Origin of the sequence: Paenibacillus taichungensis (assembly GCF_013359905.1) — a bacterium.
Lineage (GTDB): Bacteria > Bacillota > Bacilli > Paenibacillales > Paenibacillaceae > Paenibacillus > Paenibacillus taichungensis.
In genome coordinates this window covers 781,042-807,471 of sequence record NZ_JABMCC010000115.1, presented here as the reverse complement: position 1 = coordinate 807,471, position 26,430 = coordinate 781,042, and the positions used below count along the sequence as shown (strand labels likewise).

Here is a 26,430-nt window from a genome sequence, read left to right as displayed (position 1 = left end):
TTGCAGAGGCTCATGCTTCTGCAATTCTTTATGTGCCAATCGGTTCAGGATGATTCTTGAGTGCTGAGCTGTACATACTGTGTGAGGCGGCAATAGTGAAGCAACATTAGCTCCTCATCACCGCTCCCCAGAGCAGTTTTTCGGCCCTCTTCGATCAAGAGTTCCAGTATTTCACGAAGGAAAGCCATTTGGAACCTCGAGGTCTCCACAATTAGCTGTTCCAATACATCAATATCTTTCAATGTGAATTGGGATAATCCGCGAAGAAACAGCTCTTCTGACCAGCTGTTAATCTTCTGCATCAACTGACTATAGTCTTCCAATTCTCCCCGTCCTTCCATAACCCGTATCCAGTTTCAGACTGATCACTGTTGGACCCTTCAGGAAGCTGATCGGGTATATCCGTTGTTGCTCTATACGTACAAAAGCATAGAAGTCTTCGAGTGTTCCTGCTCCATAGCCAGACTCTAGCCGTTTGATCATGGTCTCCCATTCCGTTGAATAAGGAAGAGTCAGATCCAACGTCTCCCCATGGTCACTCTCCATCGTTAGAATAAGGTCCTGTGATTGCTTCTCGAAGCGATGCTCTAAAACCCGGGCAACCTTGATCATCGCCAGTCGTTCTTTCGGAACGGAAAACAATTCAAATGAGCGTGCATCTTCAGCGAGTACGGAGGGTATATCTTGCATGTACTTGCCCAGATTCACCTCTTCCACTGATGTTCGAGGCAACAGTGTAAGCTTTGCGCCTTCCCCGGAGGAGAGTCTATGCTCTTCATTCACTTTCACCGAGCGAAACTGAATCTCTTCCCCGGCAAATTGACGAAAAGTCAGATTGGGCAGCCATGGAGTGAAGGAACCATAATGCTCTGTATATGAGAATTGATTATCTTCATAGTATACAGCCCGCACATCGCTGTACGTATAGATTTCCGCATCATCAGAGCAATAGAAATAATAAGTGATTCCACGGTAACCGGAGCGTGTCTCCCATGCATCAGCACCCAGTCCATACAGATGCAGCTCTGGAACCGTATAGTATTTACTTCGGAAACTGCCAATGAGCTGACTCTGTTTGAATGCAGATACCTTCTCTTGTTCAAGCACCTGTAATGCAAGATACAACTTGCTTACCCGATCAAGCATCGATTGCATGGAGAACCGTACGTGTCGGTTAAAAAACAATTGCAGTTCCCCCTGAATCCCGCGTAAACTCCGCTCAACGTCAGGAAGATGACCACTATGGGCCGCAATCGCCAGTGTCTCCAATTGAGCAATATACGATTGCGGTAGACGAGCAAGTCCCGTCTTTAGCAGATCTGCCAGCATGTAACGGCATTCCCGCACCGTTTGAAGTGAAAACGTGGTATCATGGACTCTTCCACTTATGGCTTCCGTATCATCCAAACCTTGTTGCATCCGATACCGCAATAATGCTTCAAGTTTGGCCATATTACCGGCAGTTTGTTTTTCTTTGCACAGGGCCTTAGCCAGACTAGCTTCCTCTGTAAACGAAACCTCAATTTCTTGTTTCACCAGACGCACGGTTAGAAGAGAATCTTCCAATACTTCAATCTGCTCGGGATATCTTAATCGGAACAGAACCTCCTCAACCAATGAAGAACTATATGATTTAATCAAAGGAGCAAGATCCGATTCAACCATCCAGCGGAAGCGGGACTCCGTTACTAGGCCAGAATCAGGTTCCAACTCCTCTGATGACGCTGCTTCACCCTGATTTAATGTATCTTCTGTCTGATGTTCCCGCTGATAATACAAAATCGAAATCAGTATATGTTTGCAAATGTTGTCTGCCGGACAGGAACACTCCCAATGATCCAGCGTATTTTCAAGCGAACAATGTGTACCATCACTCAACTGACAACTCACAGAGGCTTCATTCCAAGTGTATTGCACAGTCAAGCCATTATCCAACTCTTTCAGAGACCGTTTGTACAACCCTTTGTTGGCATTTCGAATCAAATAATCCTCCGTACACAGCTTCGAAAACATCCGAAATTTCAGTTCAAATCCACTCACGTGATCAACGTCCTGACGCTCTTAAAATATCATAGATCGTCTCACTGAACACACGACCTGCAATTTCACCCAAAGCAATGGACTTGTGATCGCTATAATAGTAATGTTTCTGACTGCCAGGTTTAAAGAAGTGCAGAGATTCCAGCGTGATATCTTCCAATCCTTCATAATATGAAATGCTGGTACCACTGAAGCGCAGTTCTGCGATAAGATCTCCATACTCTTTGTAAAATTCATGATACCAGCCGCCATCCTGTGCTGGACCTTTGATCCATCCATATTTCTCCAGTGCTTTGGGGAATGCGGTGGGAGAGAAATCCGACTCCGGCAAGCGGTCATATTCAACCTTATTTTTGTCTTCATCCTCAGGCACATGAATTTGACGATTCAGCTGCTCAAACGGCTGCTTGATCTCATAATCTTCCAGCTGCGTTTTCCATCCTTCGAGCGTAGATTGGTCAAGTTCGAGTGGATGAATCAATCCCACTAGAGATCCCGAAGGCAGCTCGTATTCATCCTCATCGACGGTATTAAACGTTCCATCCTCCATATAACGGAACGTGGTGACCAACTGACCATCTTCATATGTGCCCCATATCAGACCTACAGCAAATTTCTGCATGATTACATTCTGTACAAACAACGCTGTCCACTCATCAGCAGACCACAGCCGTTGTTTTGACAAAGATTCTTCCAGACGTTGCGCCTGGATGTTAACCATTGTTTTGAGATCCTTCTTCAATTGTGTGAAACGTGCCTTAGATTGTGCTGCAAGTTCAGCATCATCTTTCTGTGCAGGAGCAGGTAGACTCTTCACAGATTTACCCGTTTCTTCATTTACAACAACGACCTGCAGATCTCCATTCACTTTAATCAGGAATGAACGCTCCCCGTAGCTCAGCTGCATCGTTCCATTCTTATCAAAACCAAGTGTGGTGACGAGTCGATCTTCCAGTTGTTCAGAGGTGAGTCCCAAATTTTCCGCTGCCAGCTGCAACGCTTCTTCAGCCGCACCCTTAACCTGGCGGTTCTTCACAGTGCGTTTAATCTTGTCAATCGCCATAAGAGCAGAAGGTTCCTTAAGATAGGCCAGTACTTTTACAGCATCAGCCGCAATGGCCCCTCGGCTGTTTTCTGTCCATTCCTTAATTTGGGGAGCCAATATATTCACAATTTGAGTATCGCCAAAGAGTGCCGAGAGGTACATTACCCACTTCTCCTTCGCAGAAGCACTCTCCTGAATCCACAACTGCAGCAGCTCGCTAGCAAAACGTGCGAGCGATTCCTCGCTTACATACTCACGGAGTTCATTCAGTCTTTCGTTCGGCGCAGATGTATGATCTATTGATTGGACCAAGATATATTGCTTGATTCGATCATCTAATGGTTGATTGTCCTCTGAACGTATCAGAGAAGGAAGATCGTTCAAAGAAAACCAACTTAGTCTGGTCAGCTTTTTGGCATCTGCCTGATCTGCAAGTGCCGCATGAGCATACTCTGGACTTTGATCCGCGGTATCCAGCAGAATTTGAATCAGGTTCTTCCATTCGGCAGACTTCTCACCCTTCAGAAGCTCAAGGTATATCTCCTTGCTATTATCCAAACTGCGGATGGCGCTCAGAGCCATTTCTTTCACACCCGTTTTTTTCTCCGAACGATATATTGTCGTGTATAAGTCCTGGTCAGGAATCCGATTGAATTCAGATAATGCCACGCCATTTGCCTTTTTGGATGAATCCTGCAATCCGGCACGAATTGCTTCAGCTACCTGTTTAGTCGACAGCTCTTGACGTTGTTCAAAGGTGATTTCCAAAATTAAGATGCGCGTGTCCGTGGGTAGTTTCTTGTACTGTCCCAGAGCAAAGTCCAGATTTTGCTGAATGATCCGTCGATATTCATCCTGAGGCATCGATTTGTACTTATAATCGGTCATACCGTTGAGAGAAATCAGACTGGACAGCAATTTCTCTTGTTTTACCTCTGGATCTTGGCCGTAAAGTTCCAACAGCTTCTCACCGCTAAACGCGTAAGATTGATACATATCAGAAACGATATCCAGTGTCCACTCGGGATACGTGGTTAGAATCACGAACCGACGCATCGCCTCCGAATTCAAAGGCAGGAAACTAATGCTGATCAAGTTATGAACACGCCTTTTGTCACGATTCAGGTTATTAAACAGTCCTCGACTATTCGGATCTTCCCAGTATTCTTCAAAGGAGCTTTCACCGTTCAAATATCGTGCAATCGCAAGTCCCTGTCTGCCTCCATCTAATGGATGTCGAAGAGCGCTGAATACGGCTTGTTCAACCGTTTCATCCACATCTGGCACTGCGATTCCATGATCCTCCAGCACTTTTTGAATACACAATTTGAGGAATGGGGGTTTTAATATGTGGTATGCACGAATTGCTTGTTGCGGATCATTCACAATCGTTGATTGCAGAAATTGCCATGGTATGGTGTACGATTCGAGTTCATTACGCAACATTTCGATGAGCTGATATGGCTCGTCCAGGGGCACCAGCCCTGACAGCAATTCGTTGGCATTTTTCGTTCTTGTATCCATACTTAACAAATAGCGCCGAACTTCAAGTGGATAGATCTCATGTAATTGGTTTATGGCTTCGAGCAAAATAAGACCGGTCTCACTTTTGTCTTCAAGGAAACGTTGTTTGCCGCCACTGATGTTAACCAAATACAACAAAGCATTGCTCAAGAGGATCATCGTCTTGTCGAACTCACTGTAAGACAGTTGCTCCTTTTTGGAAAGAGGAGTGTTCGAATAGTTCTCAGCTATAACCTGATTATGCTTCTCCCGGAGGAATTCATCATTTAATTCATATGCAGATTTGTTATGCTTCGTTTGAAAATTGCAAACCACCAATGGCTCAATCAATGCATGCAATTCTTTCCGCAGCTTACTTGTATCATGGGTCATCACATGTTGAAACAATGCTGGCAGAGATTGAGTGAACTGTTGCACCTGGGCAAGATGGGAAGGGCTATTATTGAGATCTGAATAGAGTCGGAGGAGTATCATTCCATTGATTACATCATGGGAATTCCCCTTCAGTCTGCTCTTTAATTCATCCAGAATTTCCTTCTCTCCAGCATAGCGATTGATTTTCTCCAAACGGGACAGCAATTCGCCCATCCGATCATTGGTTTTGCTCTTTCCACTCAGTCCATAAGCTTCCGAGTCGTTTCCAAGGCAGAGCGTAAAACCATCGGTTCTCCACGAATTTCTTCTGGAATAATTGGATTCCATATGAATTACAATGGCTCCCGCTCGAAAAAAGATGTCTCCGTCATCTTTTTTGGCAATTTTCATGAGTACTTCTATCGTCTGGTACGCATAATGGCTGGAACCTCCCATCATATCAGGAAACTTATCCGTCGTTCCCATCACATAATCTATGATTTCCGGACTCCGATCCGTTTTCAACGAATATTCATTGGAACACACCTCTGCAAACTTCTCCACCAGAGCTTCTACTGCGCGATCTGCAGTTAACATGACACATTCCTCCTCGAATATGAGTTTATAAATGATCTTATATATAACCAATTAAGTAATAATTTCGCCAATCCAATCTGCCAACTCATTGGGTGTAATCGCAGCAACATGTGCACCCATATTGGATAACGTTTGCGCAGCATGTTTGTTGTACACGGTATCTCCGTTAAAATCGAGTGCGGTCAGCACAAGCAATTTGCAGCCCGTATCCAGAATATCCTTGCATGCCTTATACATGTGCTGGATCGGGTAACCCTCCTCCAAATCGCTAACGAGAATGTATATTGTTTTCCCAGGATTTTCGATTAACGTCTCACCATAACGGAGTGCCTTGGTAATATGCGTTCCCCCGCCAAGCTGCACATTCATAAGCACATCTACCGGATCTTCCAGCCTGTCACTCAAATCGACAACCTGTGTGTCAAAAATGAACAATTTTGTTCGCAGTGCATTCAGGCGATAGAAAATGCTTGCCATCACCGAACTGTATATCACTGAATCCAACATGCTTCCGCTCTCATCCACACCAATGATGATGTCCCACTTGTTGTGAGACTGGATATTCCCATCAAAATATAGACGATCAATTACAAATCTTCGATTGTCTTTGTCATAGTTCTTCAAGTTCTTGGTAATCGTCTGCTTGAAATTCAAATTGCGCAAGGAACGTACTGAACTGGATGCATAACGGCTGCGTTTCCCCATAATGCTCGCTTTGGTCTGAGATTCGAGTTTGCGTCGCAGCTCTTCAACCACGACTCGTACGATTTCCTTGGCGCTCTTTAATACGTCGCCTTTCATTCGTCCTTTAAATTGCATAATGTTCTTGAGTAGGTTCATATTGGGTTCGAGGGATTCCAGCAGCTTTTTGTCCGTTAACAATTCCGTTAGGCCATAACGGTCAAGCGCCTGTTTCTCCAAAATTTCTACCGTTGATTTCGGGAACAGTTCCCTGACCTTATGCAACCATTTGGGGACGGTAAGGTCCGAGGGGCCTCTTCCTCCCCCTTTTCTGTAACCCTGCTCTTCACCATATTCGCGATTATACAGATATCCGAGAATCTCATCGACTTCGGTATATTTAAAATCATCAGGGGAGTAGTCATCTGCATTGGACAGTCCTTCTTCGGAGGATTCACCCAGGATAAGGCGCCAACGGTTTAAGGTCTCTGCCCGGTTCAGCTCTGCATTGTCTTTCACCATTTCCTTGGTAGTATTGAGCTCATTCAGATCAGCTTCCATGTGTCAAACTCCTTCCGAAGGGCTTCATCCCATGTTTTCGTCTGGATCAGCAATCGTTCGTCAACAGAAGGCCATGACATCTCTTCGTTCTCTACCTGATGCAAGTTCGCAACCCGATCCGCAATTAGGCCTGTCTCCATTGGTGTGAAGTAAGTAAACGCCAAACGAAGTTCAGGGATCATACGAATAAACTCTTCATAATCAAGCTTCTCGATCATATAGTTCAATTCTGATAAAAGCTGATCTTCATACAGAAAAGCGTCCCGTGCTACAGAGAACACACCCTGTAGATAAAGTGCAGTCTGGCGAGTCTGTTCCTGCGATCCCCGGATATATGCACGTGCTCGATCCACGATCTCTTCTCTATGCCTATCGCCAAGTCCTGAAGATACGGCAATACACACCCCCTCCAGCTGTGCCGGAAGCTGGCTGTCTGACAGAAGTTCATCCAGATGTGCCCTGAATGGTTCATCCCGGAAATGCTCTTCGGACGATTCTGCCAGCATGGCAAGCAGCTTCAGTCCCTGGACAATCGCTTCATGTTCATCCGGATTCGTTCTTGAGAGCTGCATCAGTTTGTCCACGGCATTGTTATAGGCTTCGGACACGAGGTTGAGAAGCTGCTGTTCCTCAGACAACCCAAGAAGACTGCGATGCTGCTGAATTCGATTCAAAATATGCAGACTTCCGCACAGTGACAAGAAATTCCCATCCTTCCGGAGCGCTGACTTTACTTGTTCATACAGCTTCATTGCGCTATCCTGCAGGCCCATGAGCAGAGCCTGCAGCATGGCTTTGGCGAGGTCACCGCTGTGATGATCCGGTATTCCCTGCATTTCCTCTTCCATCTTGCGCGTAGCGGCTTCCTGAATTGTGCCTCCATAGAGCGAGTTCTCGATTAATCGAGCCTCAATTCTGGAGGAATAGGAATATACCCACGTCTCCCGAACAAGGTTCATGTCACGCTGTGCAATCCAATCCGGGCCCGATTGTCGCTTCGCGAAATCCGGAACGAGATAGACCATACATTGAAACAATTGACTTTGCCGACGATGATCTGGTTTGGCATATAAATCAAGTATCTTCTTATGTTGGCCTGTAGTACGAATTTGAAGTTTTGATTCTGTACAACGTTCTTTGAAATCCTCAACGATCGGAATACTGAATGGGTTGGGAGCCACTTTTCCGATGACATCCCCGGTTAGCAATCTGTGCAGTTCTTGTATTGGTTTGTCTGAAGCTAACGTAAGTTCACCCTTTACAAAGGAAGAAAGTGTTGCATCCATCAGCTCATAGACTCCACCTTCCCTTTTTTCTCTCAGTCCTGCGAGTCCTTGAACCATGCTGTATGCCTCAATAGCGTCGCTGGTTGATACATGTTCATGCCCTTCCCTCAGCTTGCGAGTTAGTCGTGATAACAAGTCCAAAGCGGTCAAATTGTACACGGAGTTCTTTTGCCGAAGCAGCTGAGTCCATATCTGTTCGTAATAATTCACGTAAGGCATGCCGCTTGCATACCCATTCAGCCGATCCGCTTCGGCAAACGTGTAGACCATGGGATACATCTGCTGATGCACCGAATTCTGAGCCTTCACAAGCTCTTGCATCGTCATCTCTTCAGAGTCCGTCTCATGATTCTCGGGCATCAGCAGTCCATACGTATGAAATCCGCCAGTAATGACAAGCACACGTTCATGCTCCTGCCCAGCCTGCTTAATACGACTTCTCATATGAGCTTCTCTTGCCAAATCACCTGTACTGTGCAAGCGCTCTGCTGAATAACACATCCGGGATAAGGTGCAGTACGTGAATACATCCTGTACAAATGCCTGTGTTGACTTCTCCAGACCACCAATTTCAAATACGTTCTCCCACAATTCATCGAAACTTCGACAGTTTGTTTTCTGGCATAAACGGTGGATAAACTCAGACCCTGCAAGCAATGTCTCGTCTTGAATGGATATCTCCCGCTGTTCTGCCTTGTTGGGCTTGGAGAAATGATGATAATCCAGGTCGATAAAAGTTGCAGTGATGCTCAGCCGAGCTGCTTCTTTCAGCGCTACATATTCAGGAGAATAACGAAGCATCGGATAATAACAGGCCGCTCTCTCCTCTTCACTATCATATGTGTAGTAAAGACTGACAGGAGGTACGGTCGCCTCATCAGACAGAACTTGAAGTAAAGGATTGCCGCTCTCAGGTCCTTCGATTAGAATGATATCCGGCTTGTATTCTTCAATTAATCGCAACAAATGATAGGAACAGGCTGGACTATGATGGCGTATAGGAAAATAAACCGTTCCGTTGTTCAGGTTATACACTTGCGACTCAAACAGCGTCTGTAACTGTGCAACATCCAAATCCGCATTTCTTGTTAACCGATCCATTTCTTTTCCTCATAGTAATCCTTCCAAATCCCTTCTTCTCTCGAACGCTCCTTCACGACCTTGGAGAAGTAAGTTTTGAGAATGGACAGATCCTTGTCGCTTTCTTTCGCTATCGTCCCTAGCATGTTTTGCACCAGCCGATCCAATGCGATTCCCTTGTCTTCGTAATAATAGGAAGTCATTGCACTCTGTACATATACAGATACGGCTTCAGCCGTACTCATGGACGCTTGGGGCGTATCCAATTTGTAACCTTCCCGCGTCATTCCTGTGCGAAGCTCCATAAATGTCGTAGCCAGCAATTCAACCACATCCGAATTAATCTCGGTGTCTATTCCGCTATGTAATAATAGGCTTCGCGCCTGGGATTCAATAATTTTGGCTTCCATTTTCACACTGCTAATCGGTTTGATCGTCTCAAAATTGAAACGGCGCTTCAGCGCACCACTCATTTCATTGACGCCCTTATCACGAATGTTCGCCGTAGCGATCACGTTAAACCCCGGTTTGGCAAACAGCACACCACCATCCAGCTCAGGTATACTCATCACCTTGTCACTAAGAATACTGATCAGGCTATCCTGTGCTTCAGCGGGGCAACGTGTAATCTCCTCAAAACGGGTAAGAATTCCTTTCTTCATTCCGTTATACAAAGGCGAGGGTACAAGTGCAGCTTCGGACGGGCCTTTATCCAGCAGCATGGCATAATTCCAGGAATATTTGATCATGTCTTCGGTTGTACCTGCCGTACCCTGAATTGTGTTGAGACTGGTACCAGAAATGGCGGCGGTCAGCAGTTCACTGAGCATGGTCTTGGCTGTTCCGGGTTCTCCAACAAGCATCAAGCCCCGATTGCCTGCCAGTGTCACTACAGCACGTTCAATGAGAACATCGTTGCCATAAAATTTCCGTGTAATGGAAACCTCCTCTCCATTCAACATTGCAGGTTTATCCCTGCCAATAATAAAATCTCTGACATAGGCCGGGGACAGTAGCCAGTTTGGAGGACGTTTTCCCGTATCTTCTTCTCGTAACGCCCTTAATTCTGTCTCATATAGTGTCTCGGCGGGTGGCTTAAGCATCTCCATCGTCAAGGTTACTCCTCTCGCATAAACAGATCGTATGTTCTTATTAAGTTTTATCTTATCACAGTAGCCTTTGAACGGACTTAGAAAACGCCAAAAATGGTTGAAACGTCCTTCTTATCGGCATTCTTCCTGAGCCAATGGACATAGTTCGTAGCATAATTGTGAATTACTTATATCGTTGCATCATGGAGGTTGCATTCAAAACTAATTTGAATCCTCGTTGTTGTTGTAGATAACTTCAATTTATAGGCCATACGTCCCTATAGTTCATTAAACACCACGTAATATGGTTCAAGCAGCTCAAGTCCAATCTCACAAAAAAACACAGCCCAGTAGTCTGTGTCTTTACTTCATTTCTATTGATTTTATTCCTTATTCCATGTGCTATTCTATCTAAAATTAAATAGGCTTTCTATACCATATTTGTTAGTCAAAAACAAGGTTTCAATCCATCCAATATTGAATATATAGATGGTGCAGGCTTTTCGTATGAAGCCACCGAAATTAACATATGATCCCTTAGATAAGATGCGTAACAATACGAGCTTTTGATGAGAGGAGATTAACCATTTGAGTACTAATGAAACTTCACAGTCTGAGTTGTTCACTCAAGAATTTACACAGAACCCTTACCCCGTATACGAAAAGCTGAGACAAAATGATCCTATTCACAGAGTCCTGTTTCCTCATGGTGATTTCGGTTGGATTATTAGCCGCTATGAGGATGCAGTGGAAGTGTTGAAAGACAACCGTTTCAGTAAGGACGTAGTCAAACGTTATGGACCCGATCAACAAAATATATTCGTGCATAACATGCTTTTTTCCGACCCACCTGATCATCGCCGGTTACGTGGACTCGTACAGAAGGCTTTTACTCCAAGATTGATTGAGGGCATGAGAAGCCACATTCAAGATATTGCTGACGATCTCCTGGATAATCTCAATTCCCAGGATAAGATGAATCTGATTGATGAGTTTGCATTTCCATTACCGATCATTGTCATCAGCGAGATCCTGGGTGTACCTCTTGAAGATCAGGACAAATTCCGTTTATGGTCCAATTCCATTATCGATGCGACAAGTGCGGAGCATTCCGAAGTGTTTGAGAAGCATGCCCAGGAGTTCATTGATTACCTGAATAATTGGTTTGCCAAAGTACGTGAGCAGCCGGGTGACGATCTGATCAGTCAGCTCGTTGTAGCAGAAGAATCAGGAGAACAACTCACTGAAAAGGAACTGCTTGGTGTTGTCGCTCTGCTGATCATCGCCGGGCACGAAACAACTGTCAATCTGATCGGTAATGGTGTACTTGCCCTTTTGGAGCATCCGGAACAACGCGACCTGCTGATCAAGCAGCCTGAGTTAATCCATAATGCTGTTGAAGAAATGCTGCGTTATAACGGTCCGGTTGAATTCAGCACATCTCGCTGGGCATCCGAGGACATAGAATTTCATGGACATCACATCGCTGAAGGTGAACTAGTCATTGTAGCACTGGATTCAGCCAATCGGGATGAAGAGAAATTTAAAGATGCGGATGTTTTTGACATCACACGTGAGAAGAGCCCACATTTGGCTTTTGGCAAAGGCATTCATCTCTGTCTGGGAGCCCCTCTCGCGCGACTTGAAGGCGAGATTGCGATTAATACACTGCTTCGCCGCTTTCCCGATATGCAGCTTCAGACGGATGTTAATGAACTTGAATGGAGACCCGGCATGATTGTTCGAGGTGTTAAGGAGATCCCGGTACAGCTTAAATAGTTATGTATTTGAAGCAAGGAAAGCGAGGCACCTGCATGCATGGAAATTAACACCATTGTTCTAGTTGTTTTTTTGTTTCTTATTCTTATCTTATTAGTTCGCGTCATCAGCTTGCAGACCCAGTTAAATGAATTGAAAAGGGATGTTGAACGTCTGGAGAATGGTTCAGGACGTACCACACATTCCCCTCTCAGTTATAACGATTCTGCAGCGAATGTGTCTCTAACTCCACCGGCACAGGCTGACCTCACTGAACTTGATAAAGAGTTGCAGGAGCTTGCAAAACAGGGCAAGAAAATAATTGCAATCAAAAAGGCTCGTGAAGCCAGAAACCTGTCATTGAAAGATGCCAAAGATTACGTTGAGTCTCTTGAACGCCTGTAATTAGTATGTAGATAGACTTTTCAACTCCCTGCAAAGGTTTTTGCTTTCAGTTGATTCGTGTTCGACTGGAAACAACGATCTTCGCGGGGAGTTTACTTTTTTCTAAAGACATGATAAAGTTATTTCAATATTTATAGAAATAAGAAATAAAGACGAAAGGACCGATTTTGATGCAATCCAATCCGATTGATACTGAACAGGCTGTCAAAATTCATAAAGCGCTAGGTGAACAAACGCGATATAAAATCATTCAGATCCTTTCGGGTGAAAGCAACCTGTGTCCAGCTGATTTGGAGAATCGGCTTGTAACTGTAGCGCTCTCCACTTTATCTCATCACCTGAAGCAACTTTCCGATTGTGGTTTGTTGACCTCACAAAAGAAAGGTACGTATATTTACTACAGTCTGAATACAGATACTGTACAGAGATTCGCTCCTTATCTGTTAGAGAAGTAAAATTTTTGTTTTATATTTCCATAATACTAGAAATATAAAATCATTATATTGGTAATGCTACTTAGTCCGCTGAGCCTTATGGTTGTCATTTAAATACCCTTTTGCTATAGCACGCGGTACATTTGATAGATTAAGTACTCGCTTTGCCTCATTGGTAGATTAGTTTTATCTTAATCCTGTTCTCTCGTCTTTATTTCTATATTTCTAAAAATATAATAATTATAATTAGAAAGAGGTTATATACTCATGTCTAACACATGGAAAATCTATGTCCTGGCCTTGGTCAGCTTTCTTGTAGGGACCTCCGAATATGTCATTGCGGGCATTCTGGATCGGATCTCGGACACCATGAATATATCGTTGATTGCAGCGGGACAGCTGATCACAATTTTTTCACTCATTTATGCGCTCGGTACGCCCATCATTATCGCCTTAACATCCCGCATGGATCGACGAAAGCTGCTGCTCTACTTTCTGGGACTTTTTGTCGTCGGCAACGTCTTGGCCTACCTGTTACCTGGATATGGACTCTTTATCGCTGCACGTGTCCTTATGGCGCTGGGAGCTGGAGTCGTCGTTGTAACAGCCCTGACAGTCGCTGCCAAAATAGCGCCCACAGGCAAACAGGCCAGCTCTATCGCAACAGTCATTACGGGGTTTACCGCATCTCTAATCGTGGGAGTTCCACTGGGAAGAATGGTAGCTGCAGCTTGGGATTGGAAACTTATTTTTGCAGGTATCGCGATTTTGGGTGTGATTGCCATGATTGTTATTGCATCTACGATCCCGCCATCTGAAGGCGAAGCACCCGTTCCTTTGAAAAAACAATTAGCGCTCCTCAAACAACCTCGTATTGGATTTGCGCTACTTGTCAGCTTTTTCTGGTTAGGAGGCTATTCTATTGCGTATACCTACATTTCACCCTACTTGGTATCTGTTGCAGGCATGAGCGAAACGTTGTTAAGTTCCGCTTTGCTGGCTTTTGGGATCGCAAGTCTGATTGGTTCCAAATCTGGAGGATACAGCGCCGATCGTATGGGAGTAAAGCGAACACTCATCCTGGGAATGGCCCTGCATGTCATAAGTCTGCTGGTGCTAAACATCACGGCTCATTCAGGTATGGCCATCTTCATTGTGTTGATCCTATGGTCCTTTTCCGCTTGGTCTTCCGGCCCAACACAGCAATATAATCTGGTTACAATGGCTCCAGAATCGTCTGGAATTATGTTAAGTCTGAACAGTTCCGTAATGCAACTGGCCATGGCTGCTGGTGCCGGTATTGGGGGAATCGCTGTCAGCTCAGTATCATTGTCATCCATCACCTGGATTGGAGCTGTAGGGGTACTAATTGCAATGATCATCATCATTCTTGCCTACCGTCCGGCAATTACCACAACAGCTCAGACCGAATCATCCAATGTCGCATGATGGAGCTTATAATCAAGAATAAAAATGATAACACGCAAAAAGAGAGGCACTGTAATATTACAGTAGCCTCTCTTTCTTATTCCAGTCTGATTGGTGCCTTATTGTGCAGTTACAGCACCATCAATGGGATAAACAGCGCCATTAATATAAGGAGCTTCGTCTCCCAGTAAGAAGGATACCAGATTGGCAATCTCTTCAGGCTTACCGAGACGACCGGATGGAATGCTGTCAAGGGTTGCTTTGAATACTTCAGGATTATCCTTCCCGAACTGAACCACCATTGGAGTTTCAATCGTACCTGGGGCAATAGCATTCACGCGAATGTTTTCTTTGCCATACTCAATGGCCGCTGTACGTGTTAGTCCAACTACGCCATGCTTCGTCGCTGCATAAGGTGCAACTGCTTGAACACCCACAATACCTGCTGTAGATGCCGTATTGACGATGGAACCACCGCCTGTTTTGAGCATTTCAGTAATCACATACTTCAATCCGTAAAATACACTTCTCAGGTTAATATCAATGATTTGGTCAAACTGCTCGATAGTATGCTCAATTAGTTTAATACCAGGACCAGCGATCCCGGCATTATTGAAGAACATGTCGATTCGACCGAATTCCTCGATCGTTTTGTTAACATAATTCTCTACCTCGTTCGCCTTACTTACATCTGTTTGTACAAAAATGGCTTTACCGCCCAGCTTCTCAATCTGTTTTACAGTTTCCTGACCCGTTTCAGCCACGAGATCAACGACCACTATAGACGCGCCCTTTTCTGCCAGCTTCAGTGCAGTCGCTTGGCCTAATCCACTTCCTGCTCCAGTGATAATTGCTACTTTTCCTTTGTGACTCATTTTGATCTCCTCCATGTGTGTTCGTCATCTGTCATCGGATCGATTAATTCGATATGAAGCGGTATTGCGTTGGAATGCAACATATGTAGAGTAAAAAGCTTTGAATCCTGCCTGACTTTACCTATTTTAAAGGAGTTTCAATTTAAAAACAAACCATATAATATGAGCACATACTATAATTTTCATCACATTCCACACATCTCAAGAAGGAGAACTCGTTAATAAAAGCGTGTAACATTCCCCTTCTTTTTGGTGAGATGTACAGTTTAATTTCATGCATTTACATTGTCAGATCGACAGTTGAACATGGTGCGATAATGCTAAGGAAAACCTTATACTTATCTTAGTAAATTGGTTTTGGCCAGCTCAATCAGCTCATCGCCACGCCCATTCAGCACCGCCTTCATCATCCATAAGGTGAAGCCTTCGGCCTGTTTTATATTAATCTTCGGAGGCAGGGACAGCTCCTGACGGTTCACCACAACATCAATCAGAACAGGGCCATCATGCTGCAATGCACGCTCTACAGCCCCTTCCAGATCAGCCGGATCTTCAACTCGTATCCCCTCCAGGCCCATCGCTTGAGCTACCATGGCAAAGTTGGGATTTACGAGCTCGGTACCGGATTCAAGCAATCCGGCAGCTTTCATCTCCAGTTCAACAAAACTGAGTGCACCGTTGTTAAACACGACAACTTTAATCGGGAGATTATGCTGTTTAAGCGTCAGAAGATCACCCATCAGCATGGCAATGCCGCCATCACCGGACAAAGAAATCACTTGTCTTCCCGGATCAGACACCTGCGCTCCAATTGCCTGTGGAAGAGCATTCGCCATAGTGCCATGACTGAATGAACCTAACAATCGGCGATTACGGCTCATTTCAATATAGCGAGCCGCCCATACCGTAGGTGTACCTACATCGCAGGTGAAGATTGCATTTTCTGCTGCAGCATCGCTGATAACCTTGGTTAGATACTGTGGATGAATTGGTGTTTTTCCGGGTTTACCTACGGCAAGCTCATCCAATTCTTTGCGAACTTTCTCGTAACGTTCCACACTTTTATGCAAATGTTTGTCGCTATGTTCTTCCGTGAGATAAGGTAATAATGTTTCAATGGTGGCCTTTATGTCTCCGCACAATCCATAATCGAGCTTTGTACGGCGACCAAGGTGTGAAGACTGAATATCCACTTGAAGTACAACCGCATCTTCCGGGAAGAATTGACGGTACGGAAAATCAGTTCCCAACATCAGGAGCACATCACAGTCCATCATGGCATGATAACCGGAGGAATATCCGATTAATCCTGTGAGGCCCACCGAATACGGGTTATCGTATTCCAGGTATTCCTTGCCTCGCAAAGCAATAACCATAGGAGATTTCAAGCGATCACAGAGCTGCATCAGAGGTTCACGCGCACCGGCGCAGCCTGCACCACACAGCAACGTAATTTTTTTTCCTTGATTCAAGAATTCCGCCAGTTTCCGCAGTTCAGGTTCGGAAGGGTGTACAACAGGCTGTGTCGCATGATATACATGCTCCGGAACAGGTAGGTCCGCCGCTTCCAAAGCCGCTACATCACCCGGCAGTATAATGACGGAAACGCCTGAACGCGCTACTGCGGTCTGCATTGCCATCGTAAAGGAACGCGGCATCTGCTTGGCTGTTGTGATGACTTCACAATAATGACTGCATTCCTGAAACAAATACTCTGGATGAGTCGCCTGAAAATACTCACTCCCAATCTCATCACTTGGAATATGAGCAGCGATGGCAAGTACCGGTACACGGTTCCGATGACAGTCATACAGACCGTTAATCAAGTGCATGTTTCCCGGTCCGCTGCTGCCCGCACATACGGCGATACTTCCGCTCACTTGGGCATCTGCCCCGGCCGCAAAAGCTGCAACTTCCTCATGGCGGACATGAATCCATTCAATTTTACCCGAACGACGGATGGAATCGAGTACCGCATTCAAGGAGTCTCCAACGATACCATAGATGCGTTTGACGCCTGCGTTCAATAGTGCTTCGACCAGAACGTCTGCAATTGTTTTTTTCATGACAGGTCGGTCTCCTTTATTCGCTTATTTTGAGTTATGTTTCCACCGCGTTAAACTACCTATTCTTTTACCCCAATCTTTTGAAATTAGAAACAAAATCATATGTATTTATGGATATATACAAAAATCCGCTTGTCATGGACTGACAAACGGATCTTGGCTTGTTATGGTTTAAAAAGCGGTTCATTGCATGTTTAGTAATTCATCACATCCATAAATCAATATTAAATGGCAGGCATCACATTGCCACCACTGACCGGGATATAAGCTCCTGTAATAAACGAGGACAGGTCGGAAGCCAGAAATGCTACCGCATTGGCAATTTCCTGATCTTCTCCCCTGCGTTTCAACGGTACAGTTTGAATATAACCCTCATCATGCCCCGACTCACTGTTGCGGTCGCGCTCACTGATCGTCCATCCAGGTGCAACCTGGTTGACCGTAATCTGATATTCGCCTACCTCTTTCGCCAGCACACGGTACAAACCATCCATGCCGCGTTTTCCAGCCGTATATGCAGACTGGGTAGCAAAATTTTGCATCGCACATTCCGTATTGATACCAATGAATCGACCAGCTCTGGCTTCTTTCATATATGGGATGAATGCTTTGGCAAGATACACACTCTGCATCACACATGATTCGAACTGACTTATATAATCATCCGGTGATTGTTCCAGCACCGTTGTCCAGGCATATTGGATGACTGCATTGGCAACCACGATATCCACATCGCCAAGGCTGGACTGAATTTCATCCCGCATCCGAAATGCCGTATCCTGCTTCGTGATATCGCCCTGAACAATGACCGTTTTCCGACCGATGGCTTCAATCTCAGCCTGAAGTTCTCTAGCCTTCGTATCATTATTTATGTAATGCAGCGCGAGATCAGCACCACAGTCTGCCAACGTACGAGCGATGACCCTTCCCAATTGACCGGTTGCGCCTGTCACCAGTGCTGTTTTACCTGTAAGATCCAATTTCATAAGGACAGTCCCCTCCTTTGAGCCACATGTGTAGTCACGAAATTTAGTGATGAAAAAAAGGATTTAATAATGATTTAACCCTCATTAATCAAACTGGAAAACGCTTTCGAAGTTCATGTTATCTTCTGTTTGGTTCAATGAGATTCATCATTTCATTACTTCCCATGCTGAATGAGATCAATTTCCTGGAAGCGACTAACTTCTTTTTCCCACCGTTCTTCTACATATTTGCGGTGAACCGGATGATCATTGTATGTATCATATGCAGCCTGGTTGGCGAAGACCATTGAAAAGCTATAGTCAAATTCATTTTTTTCGCTCACCTGACGCAAGACCTGAAATTGCTCTACACCGGGAATATTCGCCAGTGCATCCGCACTCTCTTTCAAAAATGCCTCTGCTTCGGGTGTATCTTTACCTGCGTAAAGTGTAAACGTTACCATATGATTGATGCTGCTCATCTCTATTTCCTCCTCCAATATGTCTGATTCTGTTTCCTAGTGTACATCCGAATGTGTTGTAAGCGCAATAATTGGTTGAATTAATTTTAGAGGAAATGAATATGTAGGAGTATTAGAATTACTTTTACTCTGAATTACATGGGTTTACTAATCGGTATGCAAACAAAAAAACCTCAGGATTAATCCCGAGGTTTTCTTGTAATGGTTGGACAACCTATTTGATGTTGTATTTACGGTTAAATTTATCAACACGACCACCGATGTCCACGTTTCTTTGTTTACCAGTGAAGAATGGGTGGGATGCGGAGCTAGTGTCCACACGGATTACTGGGTAAGTGTTACCATCTTCCCATTCCATTGTTTCGTTCGAGAATTTAGTCGAAGAACTCAGGAATTTGTAATCAGCACTTGCATCGAAGAAAATTACTGTTTGTGTCTTTGGATGGATATCAGCTTTTGGCATAATCTATTTACACTCCTTTAATATGGGTACTTCTTAGAATAGAACTAAATTTTATTATACTCTTTTTTTGGACGAAGTACCAGTCGGAATTGAAGAAACGATAAATATTTTACAATTCACTGTGATTTGCACAGGTTTCAGAGTTCAAGTTAAGCCCTTCTCCAATACATTTAGCATATATTCCAACGCTTCAAGTTCATCTCTTCCCCGTGTCTGCAATCTCACCACACTGCCATGTCGAATGGGAAGAAGCGCCATTCCGAGCAGGCTTTTGACATCTACACGATGTTCATGATTCGCATCCATAAATGACAATGAAATATCCGAGGCAAAACGCGACGCTTGAGAAGAAACAGACATCAGATCATCCCGGTGGAAATCAGAATGAATCATAAATTCATGTGTTCTCACTACCTTCAGTTCCTTTCGCTAGATGCTATTTAACCAATGTGGTGTGTATAATTTTATATATTAAAATCTTCAAGCATTATACCACGTTATGGAAGCTTGTTTAATCCTTTTATGGCGAAAAATACAAAAAAAGAAACCCTAAATATCAGGGCTCCTTTGAAATAGATTCATTTTCCGTTCGGATACACCATTACTTTGAGACTGCCACTCTTATTGTGCAATGCCCGTTCCATGGCCTGCTGTGTCTCCTCAAGCGAATAACGGTCAGTAATCAGGGACATCACATCATGCTGGCCTGAACTCAGAAATTCAATTCCCGCCGGATACGTATTGGCGTAACGGAAGATTCCGTATATATCCACCTCGTTGTCCGCGATAAAAGGAACATTCAGTGCAATTTCGTCCTGTGCGGGCAGTCCTACAATAGCAAGCTTGCCTCCTCGACGGAGCGAATATAATGCAGACTGAAGTGCCTTCGGATTCCCCGCAGTTTCCCAAGCTGTATCTACACCGACGCCGTTCGTTAACTCACGGATCACCGCCTGTGCATCCTCGTTCCGTACATTAATGGTATGGGTGGCGCCCATACGACGAGCAGCCTCCAACCGTACTTCCTCCAAATCTGTAACGATGATGTGTTCTACGCCAAACGATTTAGCCGCTGCAACAGCCATCAATCCAACAGGTCCCATGCCCATAATGGCAAGTGTGGTGCCAGGAGCCAGTTTACTACGTCGTGCAGCATGAATGCCAACCGAGAAAGGTTCGTTCATGGCTGCCTCTTCAAAAGACAGATGATCCGGGATCGGGAAAACCATATCCTCCCGAATGGTCATGTACTGTACAAATGCCCCATCTACCGGAGGCGTCGCTAGAAATTGCACATCGGGACATAGATTATAACGACCTTCTTTGCATGCCGTGCATCGTCCGCAGGTTACCCCGGGCTCAATGGCTACCCGATCTCCTTCTTTCAGCCGTGATACTCTTGAACCTACAGCCGCTACGATACCTGCACATTCATGTCCAAGTATAATCGGTTTCTCAACTACAAATCGGCCAATTCTACCATGTTCAAAATAATGCACATCCGATCCGCAAACGCCAACGGCCATCACCTGAATGAGCACCTCGTCTTCAGCCGGCTGTGGTACAGCCTGTTCTTCAATGATGATGTGCCCCGGCTCTGTCATGACAGCAGCCTTCATGGTCTCTGGTAATTGATGATGTCCCATATGTTCCCTCCTTCTCGTGTATGCCAACGTTGTTCTTTCCTCCGAAGGTGATAAAGGTGAACGCTCGGCTTCGTCAGATTTGTCTGGCCTCTCTGTTACCCTGTAAATGTTTAGTTCAACTTATATCACTCTCGTATCCAGATTAATATATCGTTCTTCCTTGTTCATCTGCAATACCACTTTTGCGATAGAAGTACGTATTGATCATGTCACGCCATTCCTTGGCGTGCTCCGCTTGCCCTGCCTGTAACGCAGACACCTTATCAAATACAGTCGAATCAATCTTGCCTTCCAACTGTCTCCAGGTCTGTGCTAAGGCTTCCGCCTGCTCTGCTCCATCAAAATGTGTATCATAAATGTGCTGAATGACCGTTTTGCCAGAATGCAGAACATGCGTATACGGGACATGGTGGAAAAATAACAACAGCTCATCCGGACAGGAGTCTACGGATTCATATCTTTCGGCATTTTCGCGGTGGTATTGCGATGTATATCCGGTTCCACTTCTCACAGTACGGTCCACACCAATGCCATCACAATCGGCAAAATGATACGTACCCCACTTGGAATATTCATAGCCATCCACATTAGGCCCATAATGGTGCTCCGGATTAACCATCCAGCCTACACCGAGTGGTGCTGTATAACTTTCATAGATATCCAATGAATTCAAAAGCATGCCAGAGATTAGACGAACGACCTCTTCGTCATGTCCGAATGTAAGTCTGACCCACTCCTCCGCGATCTCTTCCGATGACAGTTCCGGATTCCAGGCAAGTCTTCCATATCCATATAGATTCGCCTGAGCGAGCGGATGTCCTGTCCAGCAAGCATCTGCACCGATATTGGATACTGCAGCAAAGCCGCTGTAGGGTCTATTGTACAGAGAACCGTCAGCAATGCGTTTGATTTCAGAACCCGGTCCCTTGGCAAACGTATCAAAATCCAATACTTCTTTCCACTGTGGAATCAGATAACAGAGATGCCTCTGCTGGCCCGTATACTCCTGCGTAATCTGGAATTCCAATACCTGATTTGTGTTCTCCATTGCACCGAACAGCGGAGATACGGCCTCGCGAACCTGAAAGTCCATCGGCCCATTCTTGATCTGCAAAATGACGTTATCCGCAAATCGGCCATCCAGTGGTTTGAAGTGGTCATATGCTGCCCGTGCGCGATCCGTTGAGCGGTCACGCCAGTCTTGTTTGCAGTTATAGACGAAGCAGCGCCATATTACTAGTCCACCAAACGGGCGAAGTGCTTCGGCCAGCATGTTCGCTCCATCAGCATGATCACGGTTATATGTGAAGGGTCCAGGCCGATTTTCCGAATCCGCTTTGATCAGATAGCCGCCAAAATCCGGGATTGCCGCATACACCTTGGCTGTCTGAATGTTCCACCATTCACGGACCTGTTCATCCAGCGGATCTGCCGTAATCAATCCACCAATCTCTATTGGACTAGCATAGTTGGCGCTAAGGAACAATCGGATGCCGTACGCTCTGAATTGGGCAGCAACCTTCGCAACATCACCCAGGAAACGTTCCGTCAGGAACAAGCTCTCACGCTGATGCACGTTTACGTTGTTGATTGAAATAGCGTTAATGCCTGTAGAAGCAAGCAATCTGGCATAATCTCGAATACGTGCAAGATCACGAGTGAATTCTCCATTGTCATAGAAAATGGATTTTCCAGCATAACCACGCTCGATGCTGCCGTCTACATTATCCCACTGATTGATCATGCGTAATGCATTAACGGGCTGCTCAGAGATATAGCTTAATCTTCCCATGGCAGGATGCACATCGTTTGAATTTTCTTGCTCCAGAACAAGCTCCCTTAACAGATGAAAAGTACCGTATAGAACACCTTGAGGGGTTTCAGAACCAATAAATAGCCTACCCTGCTCTTTATCTTCGCGGATAATATAACCTTCTCCTTGCACGGTAGAGCGTTCCGTGTCGCTAAAGGCCTGAGCCACGGCTTCTGAACCCGTCCATGTGCCAAGCCAGATCCCTTGTGCCTCCTGGTGGGCTGAATCCGACTTGCTCACTTGACTGACAGTTTCCTGTTTAACTTTCGGTTTGATGCCAAACAGCTTATCCAGTCCCTGAGTCAGCTCGGCTGATGCTGTTGATATAATTTCCTGATCTTCCGCTACAGTCACGATATGACTCCAGACAGGGGCTGATTTTTTGACGGCTCCTTTTACTGCGGTTTGACTTTGAAGATATCCAAGCCACGCATCGTATTGAGGGCCGGAAAAATTCGATTGAAGGGTTGTGTTGCTCATTGTACAGCCTCCTTGCTGGCATAGATCTGCTCCAGACGATTACCTTTGCCTTCGAGCAACCATAGAATTGATGTTACTCCGCGCGGGTAATACTTGCTTCCGACCGCCACACCTGCCAGGATCTGGTCACTCCAGCACCAGTAAGATTCCTCTGGATGCAGCAGCCAGTTTACATGAGCAGCGTCAGATGCCTTCCCTGTTTCATCCCATTCCACGCCCAGCAGTTCTCGTGCGATGAACTGGGATAGATATATTTTGCTTAGCCATGAGTTATTGCTCGTAGAAGACAGTTTCCAGCCTCCATCTTCAAACAGGCATGTACCAGGGACAAGAACCGTTCTAAAGTGGGTTCGGAGCGCTTGCAGGTAAGGACCGAAACGGCCATTTACATCCAGCGCGCCTTCACAGCCGGTAAAGTATGGGAACACCAAGCCTTCAATGGCCGGAATGATACGGGAATCATTATTTTCGGCGATAACTGCTGGAATGTAACCACCATCGGTTAACTGGGCTGCGATACTGGCTGCACAGCGATCCGCCTGACGTCCTGCGTGATGAGACAAATCAGCCAGCTTCTCTGCAGCGAACAGCTTCTCCAGGGCTACATAGACGGCCCAGCATTTTCCAGCCAGATAGATGTTGTTGCGGGATTGTCCAAGTGACACATCCAAGCTGTCGTAAGTGGTAATCTCGGCTCCGCCTTTGGTACGACTGCTATCCAGCCCCATCAGGCCGTTGCGTTGGTTTTCATCCGGATGATCCCGGTTTAACATGCTTTCAAAGCAATCCCGAATGACGGGCAGCATCTCTTTAACAAATTCCCGGTCCTGCGTCTGTTCAATATATACGGTTGCACAGCAGAGCCAGTTGACCAGTTCCTCGTGGCTCATTTGCGAGAAGCAGTCATCGATACCTACCAGTTCATATGCCGAGTGCCCCGGACGTGAGAATACATTGGCTACGCCGATATCATGCGTGAACGTAATGCCGCCCGGATATTCCTTCTCTTCGCCCGGGAACCGCACTTGATCCGTATAACTGTAACGTTTCACAAACCACTCCAACTCGTTACGCACGGTCCAAGGGTTTAGTGCAAGTTCAAAATACAACTGATCTGCGGTCAGATCAAGTGTGTTCATCATCCGGTATTCGCCTTCATTTACGATCCAGAACGGCTCTCCATCCGCATCCAGCAGTTGTGTACTTGCATAATAGCTGTGAATAGAATGGGCAAGCATAAATGACTGATCTTCACTCAAAGCAGCTACACCGAGACGTTGCTCAACTTCCTTACAGGAAGCAGTTAGCTCGTTGAAACGGCCAAGCGCGTATTTTCCGGCATCCAGGATATCTGCAAAATAACGTGTATACCAATAGGTCGTGTCCATACCCGTAGTAACGATCCCGCCGCGATAAAAACAGACGGCAAATTGGTATGTACGCTTCTCTCCTGCGGGAACGTCCATCAGCAGTGCAGCTGTTTCGCCCAGTCCGAACGCGAGATTCTCACGATGTTTCTCCTGCAATATCTTCTCCAATGTAAATCCTCGAGCAGGCCATAGACCCTCATCCGCAGATAAAATGGCGGTTAGGCGACCTTGTCCAACTCCGGTTAATGACCCACCCTCAGGCCCTCCGACGATGCGCATGGCTGAGTAAGGATCATTACCTTGGTAGCCAAAATATGCTTTACGCGGCTGCTGTCCTTGCGTGTTATCAATTGTCATTTCCACCAGCACCGCAGGCACAAGTGCATCCATTAATGCTTCACGATCACCACTCAGCGGTTCGGGTACAGGACGCACAGGTGAGTAGATACGGAAAGTCAGATCACCTGCCGTCCACGTATCTGTTCCAGAAGTAAACTCGCGCGTAATCTCTTCATCGCGGAATGCTGAAATTAGTGGGCGTGTTCCCTGTGATGCCGCTGGTGTGCTCAATCCATTTTCTGTCGAGGCCGAAGACACCTGATCTGAATCCGAGTTGTCCACTTTCTCTACATCATATCGAACGCTTGCATCTTCAACGGCTTCGAAAAATGGTAAAGCTTCGTAGTGCTCACTATCGCGAGATTGTAAACCGATATATACGTTCTGATCTGCTGGCTTGCCAAGCTCCAGGCCTAGTCCGCCTTTGGCTCCTTTGTATCCAAGCGTAAAGCTGGCAAAAGCCCCGATCGGTGAGTGATGGGCATTATAAAAGATGGATTTGGATGTGCTCATGAACGATGACCCCTCTCAAAATGGTTTGCATACGTTTTCATTAGCCCCATCCTACCATGGGCATTCCACCGTAGACCATGGTCAAATCAATCGGATATTTACCCAAATCAAGCTAATAGACTATAATATAAATAAAGCGGTTACATCTGTTTCCATATTTTTTATCAAGGGGGTCTCCCATGTCTTCCACCTATTTGCCTCCCGCTTTGGGAGAGAGTGTACATGAAGTATTTTACCCGGATGTACAAACAACGGTGAATTTGTTCGCTATACATTTGCGAAGTGTCGGGGCCGATTGGGATTATCCAGCCCATGAACATCCACAATATGAGCTGAATTATGTAACGGAAGGCGAACAATACATGACCGTGGACGGCAAGCTGTATATTCAAAAGGCTGGAGAATTACTCCTGATTCCTCCAGGGAGCATTCATTCCAGCCTGAGCCATAAAGGCAAGGGTTTTACGTATTTTTGCATGCATTTTGATATCGATGATCAGTTATTTCTCTCTTTGCTTGCACGAATCAAGCAGGTTTTGTTCGATGCAGATAGTCCGGTTACCCGCCAGATCGAGCCTGTCCTTCGCAAATTAATGTCTTCAGCGGATAACCGGGCGGCGAGTACGATGGTACAGCGCATGCAGCTGCAATCTGCGGTATTTGAGTTGTTCGGCCATTTATGGGAGGCTGTCTCTCAGGAAGCCGCACAATTGTTCACGGATGGATATGAGAAGATCGAACTGGCCCATCAAATTCGTAATCGGCTGCAAGGACTGGTGAGTCAGCAATTTAAGCAGGGACGTGAGTCTACCAGCCATTATGGCATTGATGATATTGCAGCAGAGCTGGGCATCAGTTCCTCACATTGTAACCGTGTATTTCGGCAGGTATATGGTCAGTCTCCGCGTGTATATTTATCTGAAATGGTTCTGCATGAAGCCAAAGTTCTGCTGGGCAACCCTAAGTTGTCGGTTCAGAACATCGCTGCCATGCTAGGTTACAAGGATATTGCCCATTTCAGTCGTCAATTCAAGCGCTGGTCAGGGATATCACCCACACGCTATAGACTGGAACAGCCTGCTCCCGAATGAGCTTCATCCTTTGAACATCATTCCAGATGGCATTTAATTTGCT

Annotated in this window: 20 protein-coding genes; 5 read left to right on the top strand and 15 right to left on the bottom strand. The window is 45.6% G+C overall.

What is annotated here, in order from left to right:
* Window positions 1–44: 44 nt before the first annotated feature.
* Genes HP548_RS22725 through HP548_RS22700 form a run of 6 tightly spaced genes read right to left on the bottom strand, consistent with a single transcriptional unit; the run spans window position 45 to window position 10,277 of the window.
* Window positions 45–323 (bottom strand): hypothetical protein, encoded by a 279-nt coding sequence (locus HP548_RS22725; protein ID WP_099853856.1) that lies wholly within the window; start codon window positions 321–323, stop codon window positions 45–47.
* Entirely contained in the window at window positions 310–2,040 is a 1,731-nt protein-coding gene (locus tag HP548_RS22720; RefSeq protein ID WP_175382943.1) for a hypothetical protein, read from the bottom strand. Before HP548_RS22720 ends, HP548_RS22725 begins: the two co-directional genes overlap by 14 nt.
* Window positions 2,041–2,044: 4 nt before the next feature.
* Window positions 2,045–5,560: a DUF4132 domain-containing protein gene (locus HP548_RS22715; RefSeq protein WP_175382942.1), complete on the bottom strand. Its 3,516-nt coding sequence runs from the start codon at window positions 5,558–5,560 to the stop codon at window positions 2,045–2,047.
* A 51-nt stretch (window positions 5,561–5,611) separates the two neighbouring features.
* Window positions 5,612–6,763 (bottom strand): VWA domain-containing protein, encoded by a 1,152-nt coding sequence (locus HP548_RS22710; protein ID WP_246318186.1) that lies wholly within the window; start codon window positions 6,761–6,763, stop codon window positions 5,612–5,614.
* A gap of 23 nt (window positions 6,764–6,786) precedes the next feature.
* A complete protein-coding gene (locus tag HP548_RS22705) occupies window positions 6,787–9,189 on the bottom strand; it encodes a DUF5682 family protein (protein WP_175382940.1) in 2,403 nt (800 codons plus the stop codon).
* Window positions 9,177–10,277 carry an ATP-binding protein gene (locus HP548_RS22700; protein WP_163754056.1) on the bottom strand — a complete coding sequence of 367 codons (1,101 nt, stop codon included), beginning with the start codon at window positions 10,275–10,277 and terminating at the stop codon, window positions 9,177–9,179. Before HP548_RS22700 ends, HP548_RS22705 begins: the two co-directional genes overlap by 13 nt.
* Before the next feature lie 570 nt (window positions 10,278–10,847).
* Here HP548_RS22700 and HP548_RS22695 point away from each other — a divergent pair.
* The 4 genes from HP548_RS22695 to HP548_RS22680 all read left to right on the top strand — a co-directional run bounded on the left by HP548_RS22695 (window position 10,848) and on the right by HP548_RS22680 (window position 14,305).
* On the top strand, window positions 10,848–12,038 hold the full coding sequence (locus HP548_RS22695) for a cytochrome P450 family protein (RefSeq protein ID WP_090898352.1): 1,191 nt from the start codon (window positions 10,848–10,850) through the stop codon (window positions 12,036–12,038).
* Between the two features lie 39 nt (window positions 12,039–12,077).
* The gene (locus tag HP548_RS22690) at window positions 12,078–12,422 is read left to right on the top strand and encodes a ribosomal L7/L12 family protein (protein WP_175382939.1); all 345 of its coding nucleotides are present in this window, start codon (window positions 12,078–12,080) and stop codon (window positions 12,420–12,422) included.
* Between the two features lie 170 nt (window positions 12,423–12,592).
* Complete coding sequence (locus HP548_RS22685) at window positions 12,593–12,877, top strand: ArsR/SmtB family transcription factor (protein ID WP_175382938.1); 285 nt, start codon at window positions 12,593–12,595, stop codon at window positions 12,875–12,877.
* Between the two features lie 246 nt (window positions 12,878–13,123).
* Window positions 13,124–14,305 carry an MFS transporter gene (locus tag HP548_RS22680; protein WP_175382937.1) on the top strand — a complete coding sequence of 394 codons (1,182 nt, stop codon included), beginning with the start codon at window positions 13,124–13,126 and terminating at the stop codon, window positions 14,303–14,305.
* Between the two features lie 98 nt (window positions 14,306–14,403).
* On the opposite strand, the gene HP548_RS22675 is transcribed toward HP548_RS22680, so the two are convergent.
* The 9 genes from HP548_RS22675 to HP548_RS22635 all read right to left on the bottom strand — a co-directional run bounded on the left by HP548_RS22675 (window position 14,404) and on the right by HP548_RS22635 (window position 25,296).
* Complete coding sequence (locus HP548_RS22675) at window positions 14,404–15,159, bottom strand: SDR family NAD(P)-dependent oxidoreductase (protein ID WP_063563872.1); 756 nt, start codon at window positions 15,157–15,159, stop codon at window positions 14,404–14,406.
* A 338-nt stretch (window positions 15,160–15,497) separates the two neighbouring features.
* The gene (gene poxB, locus HP548_RS22670; protein ID WP_076288691.1) at window positions 15,498–17,225 is read right to left on the bottom strand and encodes a ubiquinone-dependent pyruvate dehydrogenase; all 1,728 of its coding nucleotides are present in this window, start codon (window positions 17,223–17,225) and stop codon (window positions 15,498–15,500) included.
* A gap of 224 nt (window positions 17,226–17,449) precedes the next feature.
* On the bottom strand, window positions 17,450–18,211 hold the full coding sequence (locus HP548_RS22665; protein ID WP_076288690.1) for an SDR family NAD(P)-dependent oxidoreductase: 762 nt from the start codon (window positions 18,209–18,211) through the stop codon (window positions 17,450–17,452).
* Between the two features lie 155 nt (window positions 18,212–18,366).
* The gene (locus tag HP548_RS22660; protein WP_076288689.1) at window positions 18,367–18,672 is read right to left on the bottom strand and encodes a Dabb family protein; all 306 of its coding nucleotides are present in this window, start codon (window positions 18,670–18,672) and stop codon (window positions 18,367–18,369) included.
* A gap of 214 nt (window positions 18,673–18,886) precedes the next feature.
* Entirely contained in the window at window positions 18,887–19,135 is a 249-nt protein-coding gene (locus HP548_RS22655; RefSeq protein WP_062319704.1) for a type B 50S ribosomal protein L31, read from the bottom strand.
* 144 nt (window positions 19,136–19,279) lie between these two features.
* Window positions 19,280–19,528, bottom strand: a complete 249-nt coding sequence (locus HP548_RS22650) for an HPr family phosphocarrier protein (protein WP_079696156.1) — start codon at window positions 19,526–19,528, stop codon at window positions 19,280–19,282.
* A 185-nt stretch (window positions 19,529–19,713) separates the two neighbouring features.
* Entirely contained in the window at window positions 19,714–20,781 is a 1,068-nt protein-coding gene (locus HP548_RS22645; RefSeq protein WP_099853872.1) for an NAD(P)-dependent alcohol dehydrogenase, read from the bottom strand.
* Between the two features lie 142 nt (window positions 20,782–20,923).
* Entirely contained in the window at window positions 20,924–23,074 is a 2,151-nt protein-coding gene (locus tag HP548_RS22640) for an alpha-glucuronidase family glycosyl hydrolase (RefSeq protein WP_175382936.1), read from the bottom strand.
* Window positions 23,071–25,296, bottom strand: coding sequence for a glycoside hydrolase family 52 protein (locus HP548_RS22635; protein WP_175382935.1), 2,226 nt, complete (start codon window positions 25,294–25,296; stop codon window positions 23,071–23,073). The genes HP548_RS22640 and HP548_RS22635 overlap by 4 nt, the downstream gene beginning before the upstream one ends.
* Window positions 25,297–25,475: 179 nt before the next feature.
* On the opposite strand from HP548_RS22635, the gene HP548_RS22630 reads away from it, so the two are divergent.
* Window positions 25,476–26,387: a helix-turn-helix domain-containing protein gene (locus HP548_RS22630; protein WP_099853878.1), complete on the top strand. Its 912-nt coding sequence runs from the start codon at window positions 25,476–25,478 to the stop codon at window positions 26,385–26,387.
* Window positions 26,388–26,430 lie beyond the last annotated feature (43 nt).